We start from the raw sequence: 20,323 nt of genomic DNA on the forward strand, positions 1-20,323 counted from the left end.
TCAGACGGAGGGCCGCCGGCCCAACGCGGGGCCGAGCCGTGTCGCCATGTCGGTCAGGATCTGCACGTAGTCCTCGTGGGCGAAGGTGAACGGCAGAGCGAACGCCACCTCGTCCACCTCGCGGAACGCGGCATGCGCGTGCAGCCGCTCGGCGATCTCCTGCGAGGTGCCGACGATGTCGGGCGCGAACAGCAGCCGCGCCGGGCCCTGCGGTGACGTCGTACGGGGGGTGCGCCGGGCCGCGTACTCCTCGTACCGGGCTCGCTGTTCGGGCGATGCGGAGTCGGTGGGGATGACCACCAGGCCCTGGGAGACGCGGGCGCTCTCGCCGTCGGGGTGGTGGGCGCGGAACGCGCGGATGTGGGAGAGCTGGATCTCGGCGAAGTCGTAACCCGGTCCGTCCGCCCCCTCGGCCTTGACGACGCTGCTGGTCAGGAAGTTCATGCCGTTCTCGCCGGCCCAGCGCGCCGAGCTCAGGCTGCCGCCGCCGTACCACATCCGCCGGCCCAGGCCCGGCGAATGCGGCTGCACCCGGTCCGAGAACGTCTCGAATCCCTCGACACCGCTGAAGTCGCTGGCGCTCTTGCCCCGCACGAGGTCCAGCAGCCGCCGCACCCGCTCGTAGGAGAAGTCCTCCGCGTCCGCCGTGTCCGGGTAGAGCGCCTGCTTGACCTGGTCGAAGTGCATCGGCGGACCCACGCTGACGCCCGGGTTCACCCGGCCCCCGGAAAGGACGTCCACGGTCGCCAGGTCCTCGGCCAGCCGCAGCGGGTTCTCCCAGCCCAGCGGGATGACCGCGGTGCCGAGCTCGATGCGGCTGGTGCGCTGCGAGGCCGCCGCCATGACGGCGACGGGGGAGGAGATGCCGTACTGCAGATGCCGGTGGCGCAGCCAGGCGCTGTCGAAGCCGAGCCGCTCACCCAGCTCGATGATCTCCAGGGTGGATTCGTGGCCCCGGCGCGGATCGTCCTCGTCGAACAGGCCGATGGTCAGGAAACCGAGCTTGCGCAGGGGACGGGAGGTCGGCGGCACGGGCTGCTCCGTAGTTGTTTGACGTATCAAGCAGTACGGCAGTGCCAACCAGGTCCCCAGGCCTCGTGTTCCCCGTGCCGGGAGCGCTCTTTCAGGCCAGCGGAATGGTCACCTCGTCCTCGACGGGCGGCTCGATCTCCTGGGCGAGGTTGCCGGTGGCCGCGAAGCACCGCAGCCGGACGGCGTCCGGGGTGACGTCCAGGCGCAGGAACTGCTTGAAGAAGGGCGGGCTGTAGGTGGCCGAACCGGGTGAGAACAGCTGCGTGTAGATCTTGCGGACCGGGAGGCGGAAGCGGGAGGTGCGGTCGGGGCGGCCGCCCGCGCCGAGCAGGCTCGCCACGAGGCGGATGCGGCGGGTGACGCGTACGGGGCCGCCGGGCGCGCGCGTGGGTGTGATGCCCAGACGCTCGGCGACGACCGCCGTGGCCTCGGCCTCGGTGATGGTGAAGAAGCGGCGCAGGCGCAGGCGGCGTCCGTAGAGCCGGCTGTAGAAAGCCAGGGAGTCACCGCGCAGCGGGTAGCAGCGGAAGTCCTTCTCCGTCACGTTCGCGATGTTCACGCGGGGGATGGTGTGGGTGGCGTGCATGAACGCCCCGCCGCCGCCCGAGACGACGTACTGGATGGTGCGGCCGTCCACCTGGACCGGATAGCGCTGGTAGTTGTGGATGTCGCCGCCGATCGCCGCGACGAAGTGGTGCTCGGGGTCGCGGACGATGTCGTCGACCGTGCCGCCGCCCCCCTCGATCGTGCACGGGTGGTGTTCACCGTCCACGTACAAGGGTGAGCCGGTGAGCAGGATCTTCGGGCGGGGCCCCTGGGAGACCTCACGCAGCCAGGCGCCCTGTTCGGCGTCGATGGTGCCGAGCAGACCCGTGTCGATGCCTATGAGCCGCAGCGGACCGGCGTCGATCGCCCAGTAGGGGCCCGGCTGTACGGCCTGTTGGGCGGGTGCGGACCGCAACTGCCGTGCCTCGTCCAAGCGCTGACCGTCCGTCGGACGGGGCCGGTGCCACAGCAGCGACCTCCACCACGCCCGGGTGAGGACGCGCGGTGCGGGCTCCGCGGGGAGCGGTGGGGCGTCCCCGCAGAATACGCGCATGAAGGCGCCGAGGCCCTCGTACCAGTCGTGGTTGCCGGGTATCGCGTAGATCGGCGCCGGATAGTCCCGGTACGGGCGGAAGAACTTGCTGCCGTAGTCGTCGGCGCTGCCGACCGGGTAGATGACGTCACTGGTGATGACCGCGAAGTCGGTGCCCTGACCGGTCTTCAGGAAGCCCGGTACGACGGCGTACTGGGGTTCGTCGCCCTCGCCGGTGTCGCCGATGACCATGAACGAGAAGCGGTCCGGGTCGTCACGCCGGATCACCTTGTCGGCCGGGGCGCCGGCCGCTTCCCGCTGGGCCACCCAGCGGCTGCGGGTGCGGCCCGTGGGGTCGCCGAACCAGGAGGCCAGCACGCCGTTGCGGGCGGACCACAGCGTCCTGGGGTCGAGCCAGGAGAGCTTCTCTACCTTGGCGGGCATCAGCCGCTTGTACGCGCCGGGTTCCGCGGTGCCCCAGCCGGCGCCCTCGGCGGTATCGCGTGAGGAGTCAGACACCGGTGCACGGTAACAACGATCAAGCGGCGGACGGGAGGCGGGTGCGTCGCCATGGCGACCGCGCCGTGCCTGAGGGAGGATCACGAGCGAGCTCCGTCCGCGCGAAAGGCTCCGTATGACCGCCGACTTCATCGACCTGGTGCCCGATCCGGACCGGCCGGGCGGCCGACTGCTGCTGGGGATCCGCCACTTCGACCAGCCTTTCCTGCTCACCGTCTCCCTCTCCCAGGGCCTGGGCTCCAGCGAGTTGTGGCTGGACCGGGGGAGGGCGGGCAAGGCGCGGCTCGCCGAGTTCCGGCGGATCGGGGACCGGGTGCTGTTCGTCGTCCGGAACAAGCACTTCCAGGCGTACGGCGACGCGACCGCCGTGCGTGCCGGGCAGGAGTCGTTCCCGCTGTCCGTGGTGTGGAGCGGGCCGGTGCTGCGCGAGGAGGACGGCACGGCGGTCGTGGACGCCACCGGACTCGCCCTGGCCGACCACGACCGGATCGCCGAGCACCTGTACGACGAGGAGCAGGGGGAGTACGCCGTCGACGACTCGCGCAGTCTGCCGCTCGTCGCGGACAGCCGCACCGGTCCCTCCGCCACCCGGCTGCCCGCTCTCCTCACCTTCGCCGGGCCCGGCCGCGGCACGGCGGTTCGCGCGGTCGCCGCCGACCCGCGGGCTCTCACCGTCGTACAGCAGCTCAACCTGGTCCGCCTGCCCTCCGAACCGCTGCCCGTGCGCCGCTTCCACCCCAACTCCGGCGGGTACGGCGTCGGTTACGCCGATCACGGCCGGGTCGGCGTGCGTGACACGCAGGTGAGGATGCAGCCGCGCTTCCGGGCCGGTCCGCAAGCCGAGCCGATCGTGTTCCGGGTCGATCCGGCCGTCCCGGAGCCGTTCAGGTCGGCGGTGATCGAGGGCGGCAACTGGTGGCGGGAGGCCTTCGCGCTGATCGGGCTGCCCGACGCCTACCGGGTCGAGGCCGGCGACGAGGCGTTCGACCCGTACGAGGTGGGCGTCAACGGCGTGGTGTGGGTGCACCGTTCGGGCCGCGGCTGGTCGCTGGGGCAGGGGCTGACCGACCCTCGCACCGGCGAGATCCTGCACGCCCGGGTCCGCCTCGGCTCCCAGCGCCTGGAGCAGGTGCGCGCCCTCGGCGAGGCCCTGCTCGCCCCTTACGGCCGTCCCGACGAGGCCGAACGGCTCGCGGCCGTCGAGGAGTTGGTTCTCGCGCGACTGCGCCACCTGGCCGCCCACGAGATCGGCCACGCGCTCGGGTTCATGCACAACTTCGCCAGTACGACCCACCCGAAGCCGTCCGTCATGGACTACCCGCACGCCCGCGTCACCGTCACCGACGACGACCGCATCGACCTGTCCGCCGCGTACAGCACCGGACTCGGCCCCTGGGACCTCTTCCTCGTGGCCCACGCCTACGGGCACTTCGCCGACGAGGACGCCGCCCTCGCCCAACTGCGCGCCGAGGCAGCTGAGTCGGGCCTGCGCTTCGTCTCCGACGAGGACGCGCAGGGCCCGCACGCGGCAAACGCCGACGCCGTCACCTGGGTGACCGGCGGAGACGCGCGGCAGGCCCTGGAAGCGATGCTGCGGGCCCGCCGCATCGCGCTGGAAGGGTTCTCGCGTGGCGTCCTCCCACCCGACCGGCAGACCGGCGAACTGGAGGAACGGCTGACCCTCCTGCACCTCCTGCACCGCCACGAGGTGATCGCCGTGGCCCGGCTGGTCGGCGGGGTCCGTTACGCCTACGGCCTGGCCGGCGAGGACGGCCGCGGCACGGAGGCCGTGGACGCGGCCACCCAGCGCTCGGCCCTGACCGGTCTGGCCCAGCTGCTGCGCGCCGAGCAACTCGTGCTTCCGCATGCGGCGTTGAGTGCCTTGACGCCACCCGCGGTCCGCTACGGCCGTACCGAGCAGTACCTCGACAGCGGTGCCGGACGTGTCTTCGACCCGCTCGACGCGGTCCGGGTCGCCGTCACCCTGGTCACCGAACAGCTCCTGGAACCGGCCCGCCTCAACCGCGTCGCCTGGCAGCACGCCACGGACCCGGCCTCCCCCGGTGTCACCGAGGTCGTCGACGCGCTCCTGACCGTCACCTGGCGGCGCACGGACCCGGTGCCGACGGACCTCCCCGGCGGTGTCGCCGTCCAGTACACGGCCGCCTGGACGCTGTTGAACCACCTGCTGACCGTCCTGCGGGAGGGCGCGTTGCACGCCGCCGTCCGCACGTCATTGCGCAGCGCCCTGCGCCGGTTCGCCGCGGAGCTGCGGCAGGGCGGCCACGACGGTCAGCGCGAGGCGGCCGACCTGATCAGCGGCGTCCTGGCCGACCCCGACGCGGTCCGCCTGGACCCGCTGCCCAGGGTGCCGTCGGGCGCGCCCAACTGAGCCCGCGCGGTCGGTCGCCGGAGCGTCACGGCCGTGGCCTGTCGCTCCTCGGCCTGCCGGGCGGCGGCGCCCAGCGCGGGGTGGTCTGCGGGGCGCCGTATCCGTTCGAGGGGGCGGACCCGGCCTGCGGTGCCCGTGGAGTGCGGGCCGGACGGCCGACGAGGCGACCGTCGGGGTGCGGCGCCGGCTCGGGCGTCCTCGCCCGCGCGCGGGTCCGCCGGTTCGTCGCCGACCGGTTCCAGTCGCCCTCGCCCAGGACCAGCAGCGGGTCGAACATGACCACCACTCCGGCCAGCAGCAGGAACACCGCCGGGCCGAGAAGCATGGGCAGCAGCAGTGAGGTGGGCGAGTCCCCGGCCCAGGCGACGTCCGAGCCGTGCACATGGACGCTGACGGCGGCCATGGCCGTGTAGTGCATCCCGGACACCGCCACACCCATGACCAGGCTGGCCCCCAGGCTCGTCATGAAGCCCCGTACGGTGACGGCCGCCCAGAGCGCGGCGGTCGCGGCGACGATCGCGATCAGCACCGACACGCCGACCGTGACGGCGTCGTAGCGGACGTCGCCATTGAGCTCCATCGCCGCCATGCCCAGGTAGTGCATCGCGGCGACCCCCAGACCGGTGATCACACCCGCGAAGGCCAGCGTCGCGGTGCCGGCGCCCCGGTAGCCCACGATGAACACACCGATGCCGACCACGACGATCGCCACGAGGAGGCTCAGCAGGGTGAGGCCGGTGTCGTAGCGGATTCCGGTCTCGCGGACCTGGAAGCCGAGCATCGCGATGAAGTGCATCGTCCAGATGCCGCAGCCGATCGTCGCGGCCCCGAGCGCCAGCCAACCGCCCTTCCGGGACTGTTCGTTGAGCAGGGACCGGACGATGCAGCGCAGTCCCAGAGCTCCTCCCAGGCAGGCCATCAGATAGGCCGCCACCGGGGTCACCGCGCCGTAGCGGAACCCGTCGACAGTGCCTTGCATGCGTCAACTCCCCCCAGAGTCAAGGCGTTCAGTGAAGCAAGGTCCGTGGGTGAGGACTGCTTGAAGCGAAAAGTTACCGCCGGTAGCTGTGCACGTCTCGAGTGGTGACGGTGAACTTCGGTCACCGAGTGACGAGTTCGGGCCAAGATCGGACGCGTCGGCGCGGTCCGATGCGGGCCGGACGGTCACGCCTGTGGCCGGGTGGTCGCGGTGAGCCAGGACAGGGCGCGGGTGATGTCGGCGAGGGTGACGATGCCGACGACGTGACCGTCGTCGAGGACGAGGGCGCGACGGTCCCGGCTCGTCTGCAGTCGGGGCAGGAGGTCGGCGACCCAGTCGTCGGGGGCGGCCGTGACGACCTCGGGAAGCGGTCGCATCACCTCGCCGATCGTCGTCGTCGAGCGGGCCTGGAGCGGCGTGCGGTCGATGAGGCGGACGGTGACGAGGCCGGCGGCGGTGCCGTCCGGGGCGAGGACGGGGAAGGCGGAGTGGCGGTGGCGGCCGAAGGGACCCTCGGACAGGAAGGCCGCCAGGGTCGTCGTGGCGGGCACGGTGACCGGGTCGCGGGTCATCACCCGGCCGACGGGGACCCGGTCCAGCACTCCCCGCAGCCGTGTCTGGCGTTCCTCGGCGGTCGCGGTGGTGATCAGGAACCAGCCGATCAGCGCGGGCCACAGCCCGGACAGGTCACCGGAGAGGACCATGGCAGCGAACCCGGTCACGATCATGAACCAGCCGAGCACGCGGCCGGCGGCCGCGGCGCCGTGGGTGGCCCGCATCCGGTCCCCGGTGCGGTGCCACAGGAAGGCGCGCAGCAGCCGGCCGCCGTCCAGCGGAGCCGCCGGCAGGGCGTTGAAGACCGCCAGCACGATGTTGATCGCGGCGAGCCACGCGACCGCCTCGACCACCAGCCCCGATGCGTGCACGGCGTCCAGCCACACCGCCAGCCCCAGAAACCCTCCGCCCGCCACGGCACTGGTCAGCGGCCCCACCCCGGCGATGCGCAGCTCCGCGGCGGGCGTGGGCGCCTCGCTGTGCAGCCGGGCGACGCCGCCGAGCATCCACAGCGTGATGCCGTCGACCTGGACGCCGTTGCGGCGGGCGACGATTGCATGCGCGAGTTCGTGCGCGAGCAGCGAGGCGAGGAACACCACGGCCGCCGACAGCGCCGACGCCCAGTAGGCCCAGGCCGGGTGGCCGGGGTGGGCGTCGGGGAAGCGGCCCTCGGCGAGCGTGACCGTGACCAGGGCGATGATGAACAGCACGCTCCAGTTCAGGCCGACACGGACGCCGGCGATCCGCCCCAGACTCAACGTCTCCTTCATCGGGCTCACCGCCTCAGAACGCATGGCCCCGTGCGGGACGGTCGGACGGCTCTGCGCCGCCGTCCGCCGTCCCGGCCGGGATGTCACCGTCAGGCGATGGTGACGCTGTCGTCGAGGTAGACGTCCTGCACGGCGTGGAGAAGCCCGACGCCTTCGGCGGTGGGCCGCTGGAAGGCCTTGCGGCCGGTGATCAGACCCGTGCCGCCGGCCCGCTTGTTGATCACCGCGGTCCGTACGGCCTGGGCGAGGTCGCCCTGGCCCGCCGACGCGCCCCCGCTGTTGATCAGCCCGACGCGGCCCATGTAGCAGTTGGCCACCTGCCAGCGCGTGAGGTCGATCGGGTGGTCGCTGGTGAGGGTGTCGTAGACGAGCGGGTCGGTCCTGCCGAAGCCCAGGGCGCGGTAGCCGCCGTTGTTCTCCGCCTGCTTCTGCTTGACGATGTCGGCCTCGATGGTCACGCCGAGGTGGTTGGCCTGGCCGGTGAGGTCGGCCGACGCCGAGTAGTCCACGCCGTCCTGCTTGAACGCCGCGTTGCGCAGGTAGCACCACAGCACGGTGAACATGCCGAGCTCGTGGGCGCGGGCGAAGGCCTCGCCGACCTCCCGCAGCTGGCGGTCGGACTGCTCGGAGCCGAAGTACACCGTGGCGCCGACGCCGGCCGCGCCGAGGTCGAAGCACTGCTGGACGCTGCCGAACATGACCTGGTCGTAGTGGTTGGGGTAGGTCAGCAGCTCGTTGTGGTTGAGCTTCACGATGAACGGGAGGCGGTGCGCGTAGCGCCGCGACACGGCCCCGAGGACGCCCAGGGTGCTGGCGACGGCGTTGCAGCCGCCCTCGACGGCCAGTTCGACGATGTTCGCGGGGTCGAGATACCGGGGGTTGGGGGCGAACGCGGACGCCGCGGAGTGCTCGATGCCCTGGTCGACCGGCAGGATCGACACGTACCCCGTGCCGGCCAGCCGGCCGTGGTCGAAGAGGGCCTGCAGGTTGCGCAGCACGCGGGGCGAGCGGTCGGTGGCGGCCACGACCCGGTCGACGAAGTCGGGGCCCGGCAGCACCAGGTCCTCCTTGGGAATCCCCAGGGAGACATGGGTCAGCAGTTCCTTCGCCTCGTCACCCAGCAGTTCTTGGATGTCGGTCATCGGCACACCCCCAGGGCGTCGTGCGGCCGTCTCTCGGCCCACTGCCACCGTGCGGCGTGGCGTGGCGGCGCGGCAGAGCCCGTTCGGCACCTGGCGGAGGTCGAACGGCCCTCGCCTCAGCCGAAGAACACCTCGAACTCGTCGTACAGCGCCGGATCGACGACCTTGATCCTGCCCCGGGTCTCGTCGAGCGGGACACGGACGATGTCGGTGCCGCGCAGGGCGACCATGGTGCCGAAGGCTCCGTCCCTGACCGCGTCCACGGCGTGCAGGCCGAAGCGCGTGGCCAGCCAGCGGTCGAAGGCGCTCGGGGTGCCGCCGCGCTGGACGTGTCCGAGGACCGTGGTCCGGGCCTCGGTGCCGGTGCGTCCCTCGATCTCCCGGGCGAGCCACTCGCCGATGCCGGACAGGCGCACATGGCCGTACTCGTCCCGCGAGCGGTCCTTGAGGACCATCTCGCCCTCCTTGGGGACGGCTCCCTCGGCGGCGACGACGATCGGGGCGTAGTTGGTCTCGAAGCGCTTCTTCACCCACCCGCAGACCTGGTCGATGTCGAACGGCCGCTCCGGGAGGAGGATCACGTTGGCGCCGCCCGCGACGCCGGCGTGCAGGGCGATCCAGCCGGAGTGGCGGCCCATCACCTCCACCACCAGGGTCCGCATGTGTGACTCGGCGGTGGTGTGCAGCCGGTCGATGGCCTCGGTCGCGATGCCGACGGCGGTGTCGAAGCCGAAGGTGTAGTCGGTGCCGGCCACGTCGTTGTCGATGGTCTTCGGTACGCCGACCAGGTTGATCCCCTGACGGCTCAGTTCCGTGGCCGCGCCGAGCGTGTCCTCGCCGCCGATCACGATCATCGCGTCGACGTCGTGCGCGGCCAGGGAGTCCCGGATGCGCCGCACCCCGTCCTCGTGCTTGAACGGGTTGGTGCGGGAGGAACCGAGGATGGTTCCGCCGCGCGGCAGGATTCCGCGCACCGCGGAAACGTCCAGCGGGATCATGTTGTTGCGCAGCGCGCCGAGCCAGCCGTCGCGCACACCGACGAACTCGAAGCCGTAGTCCTGGACGCCTTTACGGACGACGCTGCGGATGACGGCGTTGAGACCGGGGCAGTCGCCGCCGCCGGTCAGCACTGCGATCTTCATGGCTTCCTCCCTATCTCCCCGGGCGGAGGCCGGCCGTCGATCCCGGCGCGACGCGTCGCACGCCGCCCGATTGCCCGGCGACGTCGTCGGTCCGCCTCCGCGGATGCGCACCCGGAGAGCCAGGTGTGTCTTCCTCCATCATGAGCGCCAGGGGGCCCGGCGGCGACTCCCGGGCGGCCCGCCGGTGAGGACGTTCGGCCCCGTGACAGGGGCCGCCGGCATCCGATCATGAAGAGGGGACGTGCGGCGCGCGGCCGGGCGGCGGCGCGGAGTCGCGACGGCCTACTTCACGCGGCGCAGGCTCGCGGAGAGGTGGTGCTGCAACGGCAGGCCGACGGCCGCGAGCTCGTGCTCGAACGCGAGCGTGTCGTCGTCGGTCAGGGTGTAGCGGCGGCCGGTGGCGTCGACGCGCTTGGCGGTCGGGGTGAGCGCGACCTGGTGCGTGGCGAGTTCGACGGTGGCCTCGGCCGCGCGGCCGACCGCGATCTCGGCGATGCCGGTGGGCTGGGTGATCAGCGCCTCCACCCGCCCGTCGGGCTGCAGTCGCCACCAGCCGCTCTCCCGCGCGGCCGGCCGCAACGGCGCACCGTCGGCGTCCAGCAGCCAGGCCCGTGCCTCGTACCGCAGGAAGGGCCGGCCGTCATGGCTGAAGACGACGTCCTGGGCGTAGGCGAAGTCTCCGTCGAGCGTGGGGTAACCGCCGTGCCCGCGCCCGTGCCACCTGCCCAGGAACCCGAGCACGGGTGCGAGCAGCGCGTGCGGTTCGGGCGCCGCGTCGGGCCGGTCGCCGTCGGGATAGGGGCACTCCACCGCGGGGTCGAACACGTCTGCACTCCTCAAGCCGTTCCGGTCCGGGCTGCAAGCCTAGGGGCACGCCCGTCGAGGTGGGACGCTCAGTCGAACCAGACCACGAGCCGCACGTACGAGGACCCGTGCACACCGGCAAGCGTGCGCATCACGTCCCAGACCGGCGCCCAGTGGGTGCCCGCCCCGGCAACGCTCCTTCGGCTGAGCCGACCGGACGCGTCCGTCTCGTCCCGGTCGGCGGCCTCCAACTCGGCCCAGCCGATCCAGGTTGTACCGTGTGCGTCCGAGGGGTCGCCCCAGGCCCGGAAGGTGTCGCGCAGGCCGTCCGAGGCGTCCGCCGGGAGACCGCGGCCCTCGGCGAGCGGGTGGAAGCCGAAGCCGTTCCGGACGCCGAAGAGGCAGGCGAGGGCGTCATAGGCGTTGCCGATATCGAGGAGGAAGAGGTCGATGGCGGCGTGCCACACGGCGTCCTCGTCGTCCTCGCCCCGGAGCCGGGCCATGGGCCTGCACTCGATCATGCCGTGCACGTCGGTGGACATGTGCGCAGTGTGCGGTGAGCGCGCGGGGCCCGTCGCCTCGTTTTCCGCCGCTATCCGGAGGATGCCGGTCGGCCGTCCAGCAGTCGCTCGGTGAGCAGTACCCCGTACGCCGCGGCGGTCGCCAGGCCGCCGGTGAGGAACGTGGTCCGGACGTCGGTCAGCGACAGGACCAGTCCGCCGAGGGCGGCACCCGTCGCGATGCCGGCGTTGTAGAGGCCGGAGTTCGCGGCGAGGGCGATGTCGGTGCGGCCCGGGGCGCACCACAGCATCGCGTTCTGGGTGGTCATGAAGACCGGACCCAGGGCGCCGCCCATCAGCGTCAGGAACAGCACCACCGCCACCGGCCGGTCGCCGAGCGCGTAGAGGCCGAGCATGCCGACGGCCTGGGTGGCGATCGCGGTGCTCAGCGCGGACCGTGGCCGGCGGTCCAGCACCGCCCCGGTGAGGGTCACGCCGGCCAGACACGCGACGCCGAAGGCCACGAGGAGCGAGTTCAGCGCGCCGGGGGAGAACCCGCCGACCTCCCCGAGGAACTTCACGAGGTACGTGTATCCGGAGAACGCCCCGGTGGCCGACAGGGCGGACGCGGCCAGCACGGTCGCGAACCGGCGGGTGTCGGGGCGGCGCGCGTAGGCGGCCGGTTCCTGCTCCGGGCGCGAGGTCGGCAGCAGGGCGGCGATCGTCGCCAGTGAGACGAGCGCCGGAACGGCGAGCGTGGCGACCGGCAGCTGCCAGCGACTCCACCGCCCCAGCCAGGTCCCGAAGGGGACACCGAGGACGAGGGCCAGTGAACCCGCGACGGACAGGGCTCCGACGACACGGCCACGGACCCCGGGAGCGAACAGCCCCACCGCGACCGGGCCCATGACAGCCCAGAACAGCGCCTGCGCCAGAGCGGTCAGCAGCCGTGCCGCGAGGAGCAGCCCGTAGGAGGTCGCCAGCGCCGCCGCCGCGCTGGACACCGCCAGCGCGCCCAGCACACCCGTGAGCACATGGCGCCGGGGCACGGTCCGTACGCCGTGGGCCAGCGGCAGGGACGCGACGGCCACCGTCCCGCCGTAGCCGGTCACCAGTAGCCCCACGGCCGACACCGACACGCCGAGGTCCCGGGAGATGGGCTCCAGGAGTCCGACCGGCAGGTTCTCCGCGGTGTTGAAGGTGAACGCGGCCAGCATCAGCGCCGCCAGCACCGCCGCTGCGCGCCACGCGGCCGGCCGCGGGACGAACGCACCCGCCCGTCCCGTCCCGGCCCGTTGCGCTCCCTCCGCGACGCCGTCCATGGACTCACCCCACCGGGCCCGCCGGTCACAACGCAACCGAATTCCGCCTCGCGGGCTCGCGGGCTCCTGGGCTGTCGCCGGCCGGTCCGCGCCCGCCTCCGCGGTGCTCACCGAGAATGTCCTGAATGCGAAGTCGACTCACGGCAGCGGGAGTTCGGGATTTCCCGCGTGGTGCCACCGGCACAGAGGGATAACCCTTGATTGGACCGGACGTCGCTGACATGCCACGGTCAACCTGCCATTCTCCCTCCAACCGCCGTACACACCCCCCACGTTCTCGACACGCAGTCGGTCCCGCACAGCTCGGCTCGTCCCGGTCAGTACGCCCGTCTGTCCGGTCTGGCATCGGCCGCCCCACGCGGCCACCGCAGTAGGAGAACGAGTGAGACCCATTCCCCGCAAGCGGACCGCGGTAGGAGCCCTGCTCTCCACCGCCGCCTTCCTCGCCGTCGGCATCCAGTCGGTCCCGGCGAACGCGCAGCCCGCAGCCCCCCACCCCACCCCCCTCCGCGCGGGGGGCCTGGAGGCGAAGCTCTCCCCGGCCCAGCGCACCGCTCTGATCAGGAGCGCGTCCGAGAAGGCGGGTGCGACCGCCCGCACCCTCGGCCTGGGCGCCAAGGAGAAGCTGGTCGTCAAGGACGTCGTCAAGGACAACGACGGCACCGTGCACACCCGCTACGAGCGCACCTACGCCGGACTGCCCGTCCTCGGCGGCGACCTGGTCGTGCACACCCCGCCCGCCTCCCTCGCGGCCGGCACCGTGAGCACGACGTTCAACAACAAGCACACCATCAAGGTCGCCTCCACCACGGCGGACGTCGCCAAGTCGGCCGCCGAGACGAAGGCCCTCACCGCGGCCAAGGCCCTGGACGCCAAGCAGCCCAAGGCCGACAGCGCCCGCAAGGTCATCTGGGCGGGCACGGGCACCCCGAAGCTCGCCTGGGAGACCGTCGTCAGCGGCTTCCAGGACGACGGCACCCCCAGCAGGCTGCACGTCATCACCGACGCCACCACGGGCAAGGAACTCCACCGCTACCAGGCGATCGAGACCGGCACCGGCAACACCCAGTACAGCGGCACGGTCACGCTGAACACGACGCTGTCGGGCTCGACGTACCAGCTGTACGACACCACACGCGGCGGCCACAAGACGTACAACCTCAACAACGGCACCTCGGGCACCGGCACCCTGATGACGGACTCCGACGACGTCTGGGGCACCGGTTCCGGCTCCAACACCCAGACCGCCGGTGCGGACGCGGCCTACGGCGCCCAGATGACCTGGGACTTCTACAAGAACACCTTCGGGCGCTCCGGCATCAAGAACGACGGTGTCGCCGCCTACTCCCGCGTCCACTACAGCAGCAGCTACGTCAACGCCTTCTGGGACGACAGCTGCTTCTGCATGACCTACGGCGACGGCTCGGGCGGCACGCACGCCCTCACCTCGCTGGACGTGGCCGGCCACGAGATGAGCCACGGCGTCACCTCCAACACCGCGGGCCTGGACTACAGCGGCGAGTCCGGCGGCCTGAACGAGGCGACCTCCGACATCTTCGGCACGGGCGTGGAGTTCTACGCCAACAACTCCTCCGACGTCGGCGACTACCTCATCGGCGAGAAGATCGACATCAACGGCGACGGCTCGCCGCTGCGTTACATGGACAAGCCGAGCAAGGACGGCGGCTCCGCGGACAGTTGGTACTCGGGTGTCGGCAACCTCGACGTGCACTACTCCTCGGGTCCGGCGAACCACATGTTCTACCTGCTGTCCGAGGGCAGCGGCAGCAAGACCATCAACGGCGTCACCTACAACAGCCCGACCTCCGACGGCGTCGCCGTCACCGGCATCGGCCGGGCCGCGGCCCTGCAGATCTGGTACAAGGCGCTGACGACGTACATGACGTCCAGCACCAACTACGCCGGAGCCCGCACCGCCGCCCTGAACGCCGCCGCCGCGCTGTACGGCACGAGCTCCACCCAGTACGCCGGCGTCGGCAACGCCTTCGCCGGCATCAACGTCGGCAGCCACATCACGCCGCCCTCCTCGGGCGTCACGGTCACCAACCCGGGCAGCCAGTCCTCCACCGTCGGCACCGCGGTGAGCCTGCAGATCTCGGCCAGCAGCACCAACAGCGGCTCGCTGACGTACGCCGCGAGCGGACTGCCGACGGGCCTGTCGATCAACAGCTCCACGGGCGTGATCTCCGGCACCCCGACCACGGCCGGCACCTACAGCACGACCGTCACGGTGACCGACAGCACGGGCGCGACCGGCACCGCCTCCTTCACCTGGACGGTGAGTTCCAGCGGTGGCGGCACCTGCACCTCCGCCCAACTCCTGGGCAACCAGGGCTTCGAGTCGGGCAACACCACCTGGACCGCCTCCAGCGGGGTCATCACCAACTCCACCGGTGAGAGCGCCCACGGCGGCTCGTACTACGCCTGGATGGACGGCTACGGCTCCACCCACACCGACACCCTGTCGCAGTCGGTGACCATCCCGAGCGGCTGCAAGGCGACGCTCACCTTCTACCTGCACATCGACACGGCGGAGACCACCACCAGCACCGCGTACGACAAGCTGACGGTCACCGCCGGTTCGACCACCCTGGCGACGTACTCGAACCTCAACGCCGCCTCCGGCTACGCCCAGAAGTCCTTCAACCTGAGCTCGTACGCGGGCTCCACGGTGACCCTGAAGTTCAGCGGTGTCGAGGACTCCTCGCTCCAGACCAGCTTCGTCGTCGACGACACCGCCCTGACGACCAGCTGATCCCTCGCACCGAACCCTCGCACCAAAAGGGCCTCACCCCCGTGGGTGAGGCCCTTTTGCCGTCAGTTGAAGGGGTCGAGGGTCAGATACGCCTGCTGCGGACTGCCGTCCTGGACGAGCGACTCGTGGTTGCCGACGTCGTCGAAGGCGAACGCGTAGGCCTTGCCGTCGGCCATCTGCGCGTGGATGGCCCGCGCGTACTGGTTGGTCACCGCGTCCTGGTAGAAGTTCGCCGAGGAGGTGTCCGGCTGGTTGGGGTTGACCAGGAGCGTGGTGCGGTTGAAGCCCGCGCACAGCGTGCGCGAAATGGGGCCGCGCACCTGGTCGTTGGGGGCGTCGAGCAGCTTGTGGCAGCCGAAGACGCTGTCCGCGTCCGGCTTCTGGAAGCTGGTGACGACGGCGCCGGAGCCGTTGGTGAAGTTCATGACGCCGCCCGAGACCCGGCCGTAGTACTTGGTGTTCGGCTGGTCGGTGAACGGGGTGACGGTCAGGGTCGACGAGGCGTACTTCTGCCAGACGCGGTTGATGTAGTCGTCCATGACGGACGCGGGCAGGGCTCCGGACTCCAGCCCGTGGCCCGGGGACAGTGCGCGCAGCACCGTGCCGTCGGATCGGGTCTGGATCAGCCCGGCCCAGCCGCCCGACCTGCCGCGCAGGTCGTTGAGAACGCCGTTGTAGCCGCCCGACTTGAGGTGTCCGGTGGACGCCGTGCTCCCGTCGGCCCGCTGCACGCCCACCGCGTAGGGCGCCGAGAACATGTCGACCTGCGTGCTGTTGATCCACAGGCCGGAGTCGTTGAGCGTGTACTCGGACCAGTTGAAGAGGATGTCGTGGTTGGGGTCGCTCGGGTTCTGCACGGCAGGCTGCACCAGACCGCCGGTGGTCAGCTTGAACACGAGCTTCTGGCCGTAGGAGAAGTAGATCCGCCCGGAGAACTTGGGGATCTGAATGGTCTTCGACTGGCCGGCGGCGGGACCCGGGATCGACGCGTCCGGCGCGGGCGTCGGCGGATTGCCGCCGGCGGGCCACGCGTGGAAGGTGCCGCTCGCGTCCGCCCAGCCCTGCTGGCCCGTGGAGAGCAGGGTGCCGATCGTGTAGACGTAGACCGCGTCGCCGCGGCCCGAGTTGTTGGTCACCTTCAGCGGAATCGTCGCGGGGACGGCCGCCTCGGCCGACGAGGGCGACTGGACGGCGATCACCGCCGAGAACAATGCGGCTGCGGCTGTGGGGGCCAGCAGTCGTCGCAGGAGCTTGTGGCGCACGCTCCACCTCCGTGTGTGGGGTCACTCGAGGGGTTGGTCCGTACCTGTTCTGAGAGCGCTCTCAAAGTGACACTCAGGTTGCGTGCATGTCAATAAGATCGCCGTGAGCTAAATGGCGAGGGCGCCCACGGAGCGAACCCGCGGGCGCCCGAAGCGACTTGTCGAAAGGCGCGTCCAGCAGGGCGACTTGTCAGAAAGCGCGTCCCAGGAGGTCGAGCAGCGCGGCCCAGTGCCGCTCGGCGCCCTCCTTGTTGTATGCGGCCGTGTCCGCCTGCGTGTACCCGTGCTGCGCGCCCGGGTAGACCTCGCAGCGATGGCGTACACCCGCCGCGGTCAGGGTCTCCTCCAGCAGCCGCTGCTGCTCGGGCGGCATGGAGGGGTCTTCGTCGGCGTGGCCGAAGTACAACTCGCCGGTGACGTTCGGAATCACCGTGTGCGGGCTGTCCGGAGCGTCCGTGGCCAGGTGACCGCCGTGGAAACCGGCCATCGCCGCGACCCGCTCCGGGTAGGAGCCCGCCGTGTACAGGGCCAGGCGCGCGCCCAGGCAGTAGCCGGTCACCGCGACCTTGCCGTCGGCCACGAGCGGGGAGTCGGCCAGCCATCGCAGATAGGCGCCCGCGTCCCGGACGGCGAGGTCCGAGGTGTGGGACATCATCACCGGGGCGACCTGCTCCCAGATCTGCGGCCGGGCCGAGGGGTCGATGAACTCGGGCAGGTCGAACACCGGTGAACGGCCGTGCCGGTAGAAGACGTTGGGCACCAGGACCGTGTAGCCGGCCTCGGCCAGCCGGTCCGCCATCGACTCCAGGTGCGGACGCAGGCCGAAGGCGTCCATGTAGAGCAGTACGCCGGGGTGGGGCAGACCGTCGTCGGGGTGCGTCACATAGGCGTCCGCTACGCCGTCCTCGGTGGTGATGTCGATGGCTGTTCCCTGTACGGAGGTCATGGGGGTGCCTCTCTGCATGCTCGGCGACGACCAACTGCGCGGCCCCGCGGGCCGGGCCCGGTCATCGTTGCACGGGCCACCGATCCGGCCGGCACGGCCCCCGGCTCAGGCAGAAGGGCTCATTCGAACCGTGAGACGTCCCCGGCGCCCCGCCGGATGATCTCGGCCTCGCCGCCGGAGAAGTCGATGACGGTGGTCGGTTCGGTACCGCACTCCCCGGAGTCCACGACCCCGTCGAGCACATGGTCCAGCCGGTCCTTGATCTCCCAGCCCTGCGTCATCGGCTCCTCCTCGTCGGGCAGGAGCAGGGTGCTGGACAGCAGGGGTTCGCCCAGTTCGGCGAGGAGGGCCTGGGTGACGACGTGGTCGGGGATGCGGACGCCGACCGTCTTCTTCTTCGGGTGCTGCAGCATGCGCGGCACCTCCCTGGTCGCCGGCAGGATGAAGGTGTAGCTGCCGGGCGTCGACGCCTTGATGGCGCGGAACACGTCGTTGTCGATCCGCACGAACTGGCCCAGTTGCGCGAAGTCCTGACACACCAGGGTGAAGTGGTGCCGGTCGTCCAGGTGGCGGATGGTGCGGATCCGGTCGATGCCGTCACGGCTGCCCAGTCGGCAGCCGAGCGCGTAACAGGAGTCGGTCGGATACGCGATGAGCGCACCCGACCGGATGCTCTCCGCGACCTGCGAGATGGTGCGCGGCTGGGGGTTGTCGGGGTGCACGTCGTAGTACTTCGCCATCCGCCGAGCTTATGCCGTGCGCACCTTGGCGACGAACGCGGCGAGGTTCGCCACGGTGCGCCGGATCTTCTCCTCCAGTGTGATCGTCTCGTGCATCCGGGCGCCGGCGCCCGCGTCCTTCCGGCCGCGCACGTACAGCGAGCAGGCGAGGTCGTCGCAGAGGTAGGCGCCCACCGAGTTGCCCTGCTGCCCGGCCTTCCCCGCCTTCGGCGCGACCATCAGCGACACACCGCCGGAGTGGACGGTCAGGCATATCGAGCACATGCTGCGCCGCGTCTGCCCCGAGCCCGCGCCGGAGGTGCGCAGCACGACGGCCACGGGGCGGGCGTCCGGTGCGGCGGCCAGGTAGGCGCGGTCGGGGGCCTGCGGGTCGCGCCAGCCGAGGTAGTCCAGGTCCTCCCAGGGGCGGTCGGCCAGGTCGCGCGGCACGTGCAGGCGCTTGGCCTCGCCCTTGGAGCAGTTCACGAAGGCGGCGCGGATCTCTTGCTCGGTCAGCGGTTCCATAAGGTCACGCTAATTTGCCTAAAGGTTTTAGGCAAACGCATAATCGATGCAGGCGAGGGAAGAGGGCTGACCATGGGTCGTATGGGACTGACCACGGAACGTGTGGTCCGGGCGGGTGTGGAGCTGGCCGACGAGGTCGGGTTCGAGCACGTCACCGTCTCGGAGGTGGCCCGGCGCTTCGACGTGAAGGTCGCCAGCCTGTACTCCCACGTGAAGAACTCCCAGGACCTCAAGACCCGCATCGCCCTCTTCGCGCTGGAGGAACTCGCCGACCGGGCCGCGGACGCGGTGGCCGGACGGGCCGGCAAGGACGCCCTGGTCGCCTTCGCCGACGTCTACCGCGACTACGGCCGCGAACACCCCGGGCGCGCGACCGCGGCCCGGTTCCCGCTCGACCCGGCGACGGCGGCCGCGAGCGCGGGCGTCCGCCACGCCCGCATGACGCGGGCGATCCTGCGCGGCTACGACCTGCCGGAGCCGGAACAGACACACGCCGTACGGCTTTTGGGCAGCGTCTTCCACGGTTACTCGAGTCTGGAGACGGCCGGCGGCTTCAGCCACAGCGCCCCCGGCTCCGAGGAGTCCTGGGCGCGCATCCTGGACGCCCTCGACGCCCTGTTGCGCAACTGGCCCGCCCATCCCACCCCTTGATCGACAGGCTGAGGACATGGACACCGAGCACGACTGGATCACCACGCCCGTCACCGCCGAACTGCTGCGCGGCGCGATCGACGTGGAGCACACCGAGCGCGGGGTGCTGCCGCACCGGCTGCCCGCCTGGGCCCGGGCCCAGTACGACGACGGGCAACTGGCGATGGCGGAGTCCCAGCCCTCCGGGGTGCGACTGGTCTTCCGTAGCCGAGCCACCGCCGTCGAACTCGACGCCCTGCCCCTCAAGCGCGCCTACACCGGCGCCCCGGCCCGCCCCGACGGCCTGTACGACCTCCTCGTCGACGGGCGTCCGGCCGGCCAGGCCTCCGTGGCGGGCGGCGACACCGTCACCATCGACATGAGCACGGGCGACACCGAACTGCGGTCCGGCGAGCCCGGCACCCTCCGCTTCACCGGCCTGCCTGACCGACTCAAGGACATCGAGATCTGGCTCCCGCACAACGAGACCACCAGACTCGTGGCCCTGCGCACGAACGCCCCCGTCGAACCGGCACCCGACCACGGCCGCAAGGTCTGGCTCCACCACGGCAGTTCCATCAGCCACGGCTCCGACGCCGCGAGCCCCACCACCACCTGGCCCGCCCTCGCCGCCTCGCTCGCCGGCGTGGAACTGATCAACCTGGGCCTGGCCGGCAGCGCCCTCCTCGACCCCTTCACCGCCCGCACCCTGCGCGACACACCCGCGGACCTGATCAGCGTCAAACTCGGCATCAACGTGGTCAACACCGACCTGATGCGGCTGCGCGCCTTCACCCCGGCGGTCCACGGCTTCCTCGACACCATCCGCGAGGGCCACCCCACCACGCCTCTGCTGGTCGTCTCGCCCATCCTGTGCCCCATCCACGAGGACACGCCCGGCCCCACCGCCTGGGACATGAGCGCGCTGAGCGCCGGCCGGCTCCGCTTCCAGGCCGCGGGAGACCCGGCGGACCGGGACAACGGCAAACTCACCCTGACCGTCGTCCGAGAGGAACTGGCCCGGATCGTCGAGCAGCGGGCCGCCGACGACCCGCACCTGCACTACCTCGACGGCCGCAGCCTGTACGGCGAGGCCGACAGCGCCGAACTGCCCCTGCCCGACGACCTCCACCCCGACGCGGCCACCCACCGGCGCATCGGCGAACGCTTCGCCGAACTGGCCTTCGCCGAGGACGGCCCCTTGGGCAAGAGCGGCTCCTGAATCCCGGT

Annotated in this window: 17 protein-coding genes; 4 read left to right on the forward strand and 13 right to left on the reverse strand. The window is 71.3% G+C overall.

What is annotated here, in order from left to right:
• Positions 1 to 1,032: an LLM class flavin-dependent oxidoreductase gene (locus tag ACIGDI_RS38510; RefSeq protein WP_399906807.1), complete on the reverse strand. Its 1,032-nt coding sequence runs from the start codon at positions 1,030 to 1,032 to the stop codon at positions 1 to 3.
• A gap of 91 nt (positions 1,033 to 1,123) precedes the next feature.
• Positions 1,124 to 2,629 carry a metallophosphoesterase family protein gene (locus tag ACIGDI_RS38515; RefSeq protein WP_399906809.1) on the reverse strand — a complete coding sequence of 502 codons (1,506 nt, stop codon included), beginning with the start codon at positions 2,627 to 2,629 and terminating at the stop codon, positions 1,124 to 1,126.
• A 115-nt stretch (positions 2,630 to 2,744) separates the two neighbouring features.
• Here ACIGDI_RS38515 and ACIGDI_RS38520 point away from each other — a divergent pair, with 115 nt between their 5' ends.
• Positions 2,745 to 5,021: a zinc-dependent metalloprotease gene (locus tag ACIGDI_RS38520; RefSeq protein ID WP_399906811.1), complete on the forward strand. Its 2,277-nt coding sequence runs from the start codon at positions 2,745 to 2,747 to the stop codon at positions 5,019 to 5,021.
• 25 nt (positions 5,022 to 5,046) lie between these two features.
• Here the strand turns inward: ACIGDI_RS38520 and ACIGDI_RS38525 are convergent, their stop codons facing one another.
• The 7 genes from ACIGDI_RS38525 to ACIGDI_RS38555 form a co-directional block, all read right to left on the reverse strand.
• Positions 5,047 to 6,000: an MHYT domain-containing protein gene (locus ACIGDI_RS38525; RefSeq protein ID WP_399906813.1), complete on the reverse strand. Its 954-nt coding sequence runs from the start codon at positions 5,998 to 6,000 to the stop codon at positions 5,047 to 5,049.
• Between the two features lie 185 nt (positions 6,001 to 6,185).
• Entirely contained in the window at positions 6,186 to 7,325 is a 1,140-nt protein-coding gene (locus tag ACIGDI_RS38530; protein ID WP_399906815.1) for a site-2 protease family protein, read from the reverse strand.
• 89 nt (positions 7,326 to 7,414) lie between these two features.
• Positions 7,415 to 8,467, reverse strand: coding sequence for a class I fructose-bisphosphate aldolase (locus ACIGDI_RS38535; RefSeq protein ID WP_399906817.1), 1,053 nt, complete (start codon positions 8,465 to 8,467; stop codon positions 7,415 to 7,417).
• A 116-nt stretch (positions 8,468 to 8,583) separates the two neighbouring features.
• A complete protein-coding gene (locus tag ACIGDI_RS38540; RefSeq protein WP_399906819.1) occupies positions 8,584 to 9,609 on the reverse strand; it encodes a 6-phosphofructokinase in 1,026 nt (341 codons plus the stop codon).
• A gap of 282 nt (positions 9,610 to 9,891) precedes the next feature.
• The gene (locus ACIGDI_RS38545; RefSeq protein ID WP_399906821.1) at positions 9,892 to 10,434 is read right to left on the reverse strand and encodes an FABP family protein; all 543 of its coding nucleotides are present in this window, start codon (positions 10,432 to 10,434) and stop codon (positions 9,892 to 9,894) included.
• 68 nt (positions 10,435 to 10,502) lie between these two features.
• Complete coding sequence (locus ACIGDI_RS38550) at positions 10,503 to 10,955, reverse strand: hypothetical protein (RefSeq protein WP_399906823.1); 453 nt, start codon at positions 10,953 to 10,955, stop codon at positions 10,503 to 10,505.
• A gap of 50 nt (positions 10,956 to 11,005) precedes the next feature.
• Positions 11,006 to 12,130, reverse strand: a complete 1,125-nt coding sequence (locus tag ACIGDI_RS38555; RefSeq protein WP_399907097.1) for an MFS transporter — start codon at positions 12,128 to 12,130, stop codon at positions 11,006 to 11,008.
• Positions 12,131 to 12,617: 487 nt separating this feature from the next.
• On the opposite strand from ACIGDI_RS38555, the gene ACIGDI_RS38560 reads away from it, so the two are divergent.
• The gene (locus tag ACIGDI_RS38560) at positions 12,618 to 15,011 is read left to right on the forward strand and encodes a M4 family metallopeptidase (protein ID WP_399906825.1); all 2,394 of its coding nucleotides are present in this window, start codon (positions 12,618 to 12,620) and stop codon (positions 15,009 to 15,011) included.
• Positions 15,012 to 15,073: 62 nt separating this feature from the next.
• Here the strand turns inward: ACIGDI_RS38560 and ACIGDI_RS38565 are convergent, their stop codons facing one another.
• The 4 genes from ACIGDI_RS38565 to ACIGDI_RS38580 form a co-directional block, all read right to left on the reverse strand.
• A complete protein-coding gene (locus ACIGDI_RS38565) occupies positions 15,074 to 16,273 on the reverse strand; it encodes a glycoside hydrolase family 64 protein (protein WP_399906827.1) in 1,200 nt (399 codons plus the stop codon).
• A gap of 190 nt (positions 16,274 to 16,463) precedes the next feature.
• Complete coding sequence (locus ACIGDI_RS38570; protein ID WP_399906829.1) at positions 16,464 to 17,219, reverse strand: dienelactone hydrolase family protein; 756 nt, start codon at positions 17,217 to 17,219, stop codon at positions 16,464 to 16,466.
• 119 nt (positions 17,220 to 17,338) lie between these two features.
• Positions 17,339 to 17,959, reverse strand: coding sequence for an L-threonylcarbamoyladenylate synthase (locus ACIGDI_RS38575; protein ID WP_399906831.1), 621 nt, complete (start codon positions 17,957 to 17,959; stop codon positions 17,339 to 17,341).
• 9 nt (positions 17,960 to 17,968) lie between these two features.
• On the reverse strand, positions 17,969 to 18,463 hold the full coding sequence (locus ACIGDI_RS38580) for an FBP domain-containing protein (protein ID WP_399906833.1): 495 nt from the start codon (positions 18,461 to 18,463) through the stop codon (positions 17,969 to 17,971).
• A gap of 72 nt (positions 18,464 to 18,535) precedes the next feature.
• On the opposite strand from ACIGDI_RS38580, the gene ACIGDI_RS38585 reads away from it, so the two are divergent.
• Both ACIGDI_RS38585 and ACIGDI_RS38590 read left to right on the forward strand, forming a co-directional pair.
• Positions 18,536 to 19,114 carry a TetR/AcrR family transcriptional regulator gene (locus ACIGDI_RS38585; protein WP_399906835.1) on the forward strand — a complete coding sequence of 193 codons (579 nt, stop codon included), beginning with the start codon at positions 18,536 to 18,538 and terminating at the stop codon, positions 19,112 to 19,114.
• Between the two features lie 16 nt (positions 19,115 to 19,130).
• Positions 19,131 to 20,315, forward strand: coding sequence for a GDSL-type esterase/lipase family protein (locus ACIGDI_RS38590; RefSeq protein ID WP_399906837.1), 1,185 nt, complete (start codon positions 19,131 to 19,133; stop codon positions 20,313 to 20,315).
• Positions 20,316 to 20,323 lie beyond the last annotated feature (8 nt).

This window comes from Streptomyces sp. NPDC085900 (assembly GCF_044540925.1).
Lineage (GTDB): Bacteria > Actinomycetota > Actinomycetes > Streptomycetales > Streptomycetaceae > Streptomyces > Streptomyces gilvifuscus.

Excerpts from the sequence above, each read along its gene's own strand:
- ACIGDI_RS38530 (WP_399906815.1), bottom strand. The coding sequence starts at position 7,325 with ATGAAGGAGACGTTGAGTCTGGGGCGGATCGCCGGCGTCCGTGTCGGC.
- ACIGDI_RS38585 (WP_399906835.1), top strand. The coding sequence starts at position 18,536 with ATGGGTCGTATGGGACTGACCACGGAACGTGTGGTCCGGGCGGGTGTG.
- ACIGDI_RS38535 (WP_399906817.1), bottom strand. The coding sequence starts at position 8,467 with ATGACCGACATCCAAGAACTGCTGGGTGACGAGGCGAAGGAACTGCTG.
- ACIGDI_RS38580 (WP_399906833.1), bottom strand. The coding sequence starts at position 18,463 with ATGGAACCGCTGACCGAGCAAGAGATCCGCGCCGCCTTCGTGAACTGC.
- ACIGDI_RS38550 (WP_399906823.1), bottom strand. The coding sequence starts at position 10,955 with ATGTCCACCGACGTGCACGGCATGATCGAGTGCAGGCCCATGGCCCGG.
- ACIGDI_RS38590 (WP_399906837.1), top strand. The coding sequence starts at position 19,131 with ATGGACACCGAGCACGACTGGATCACCACGCCCGTCACCGCCGAACTG.
- ACIGDI_RS38540 (WP_399906819.1), bottom strand. The coding sequence starts at position 9,609 with ATGAAGATCGCAGTGCTGACCGGCGGCGGCGACTGCCCCGGTCTCAAC.
- ACIGDI_RS38555 (WP_399907097.1), bottom strand. The coding sequence starts at position 12,130 with ATGCTGGCCGCGTTCACCTTCAACACCGCGGAGAACCTGCCGGTCGGA.
- ACIGDI_RS38520 (WP_399906811.1), top strand. The coding sequence starts at position 2,745 with ATGACCGCCGACTTCATCGACCTGGTGCCCGATCCGGACCGGCCGGGC.
- ACIGDI_RS38575 (WP_399906831.1), bottom strand. The coding sequence starts at position 17,959 with ATGGCGAAGTACTACGACGTGCACCCCGACAACCCCCAGCCGCGCACC.
- ACIGDI_RS38570 (WP_399906829.1), bottom strand. The coding sequence starts at position 17,219 with ATGACCTCCGTACAGGGAACAGCCATCGACATCACCACCGAGGACGGC.
- ACIGDI_RS38525 (WP_399906813.1), bottom strand. The coding sequence starts at position 6,000 with ATGCAAGGCACTGTCGACGGGTTCCGCTACGGCGCGGTGACCCCGGTG.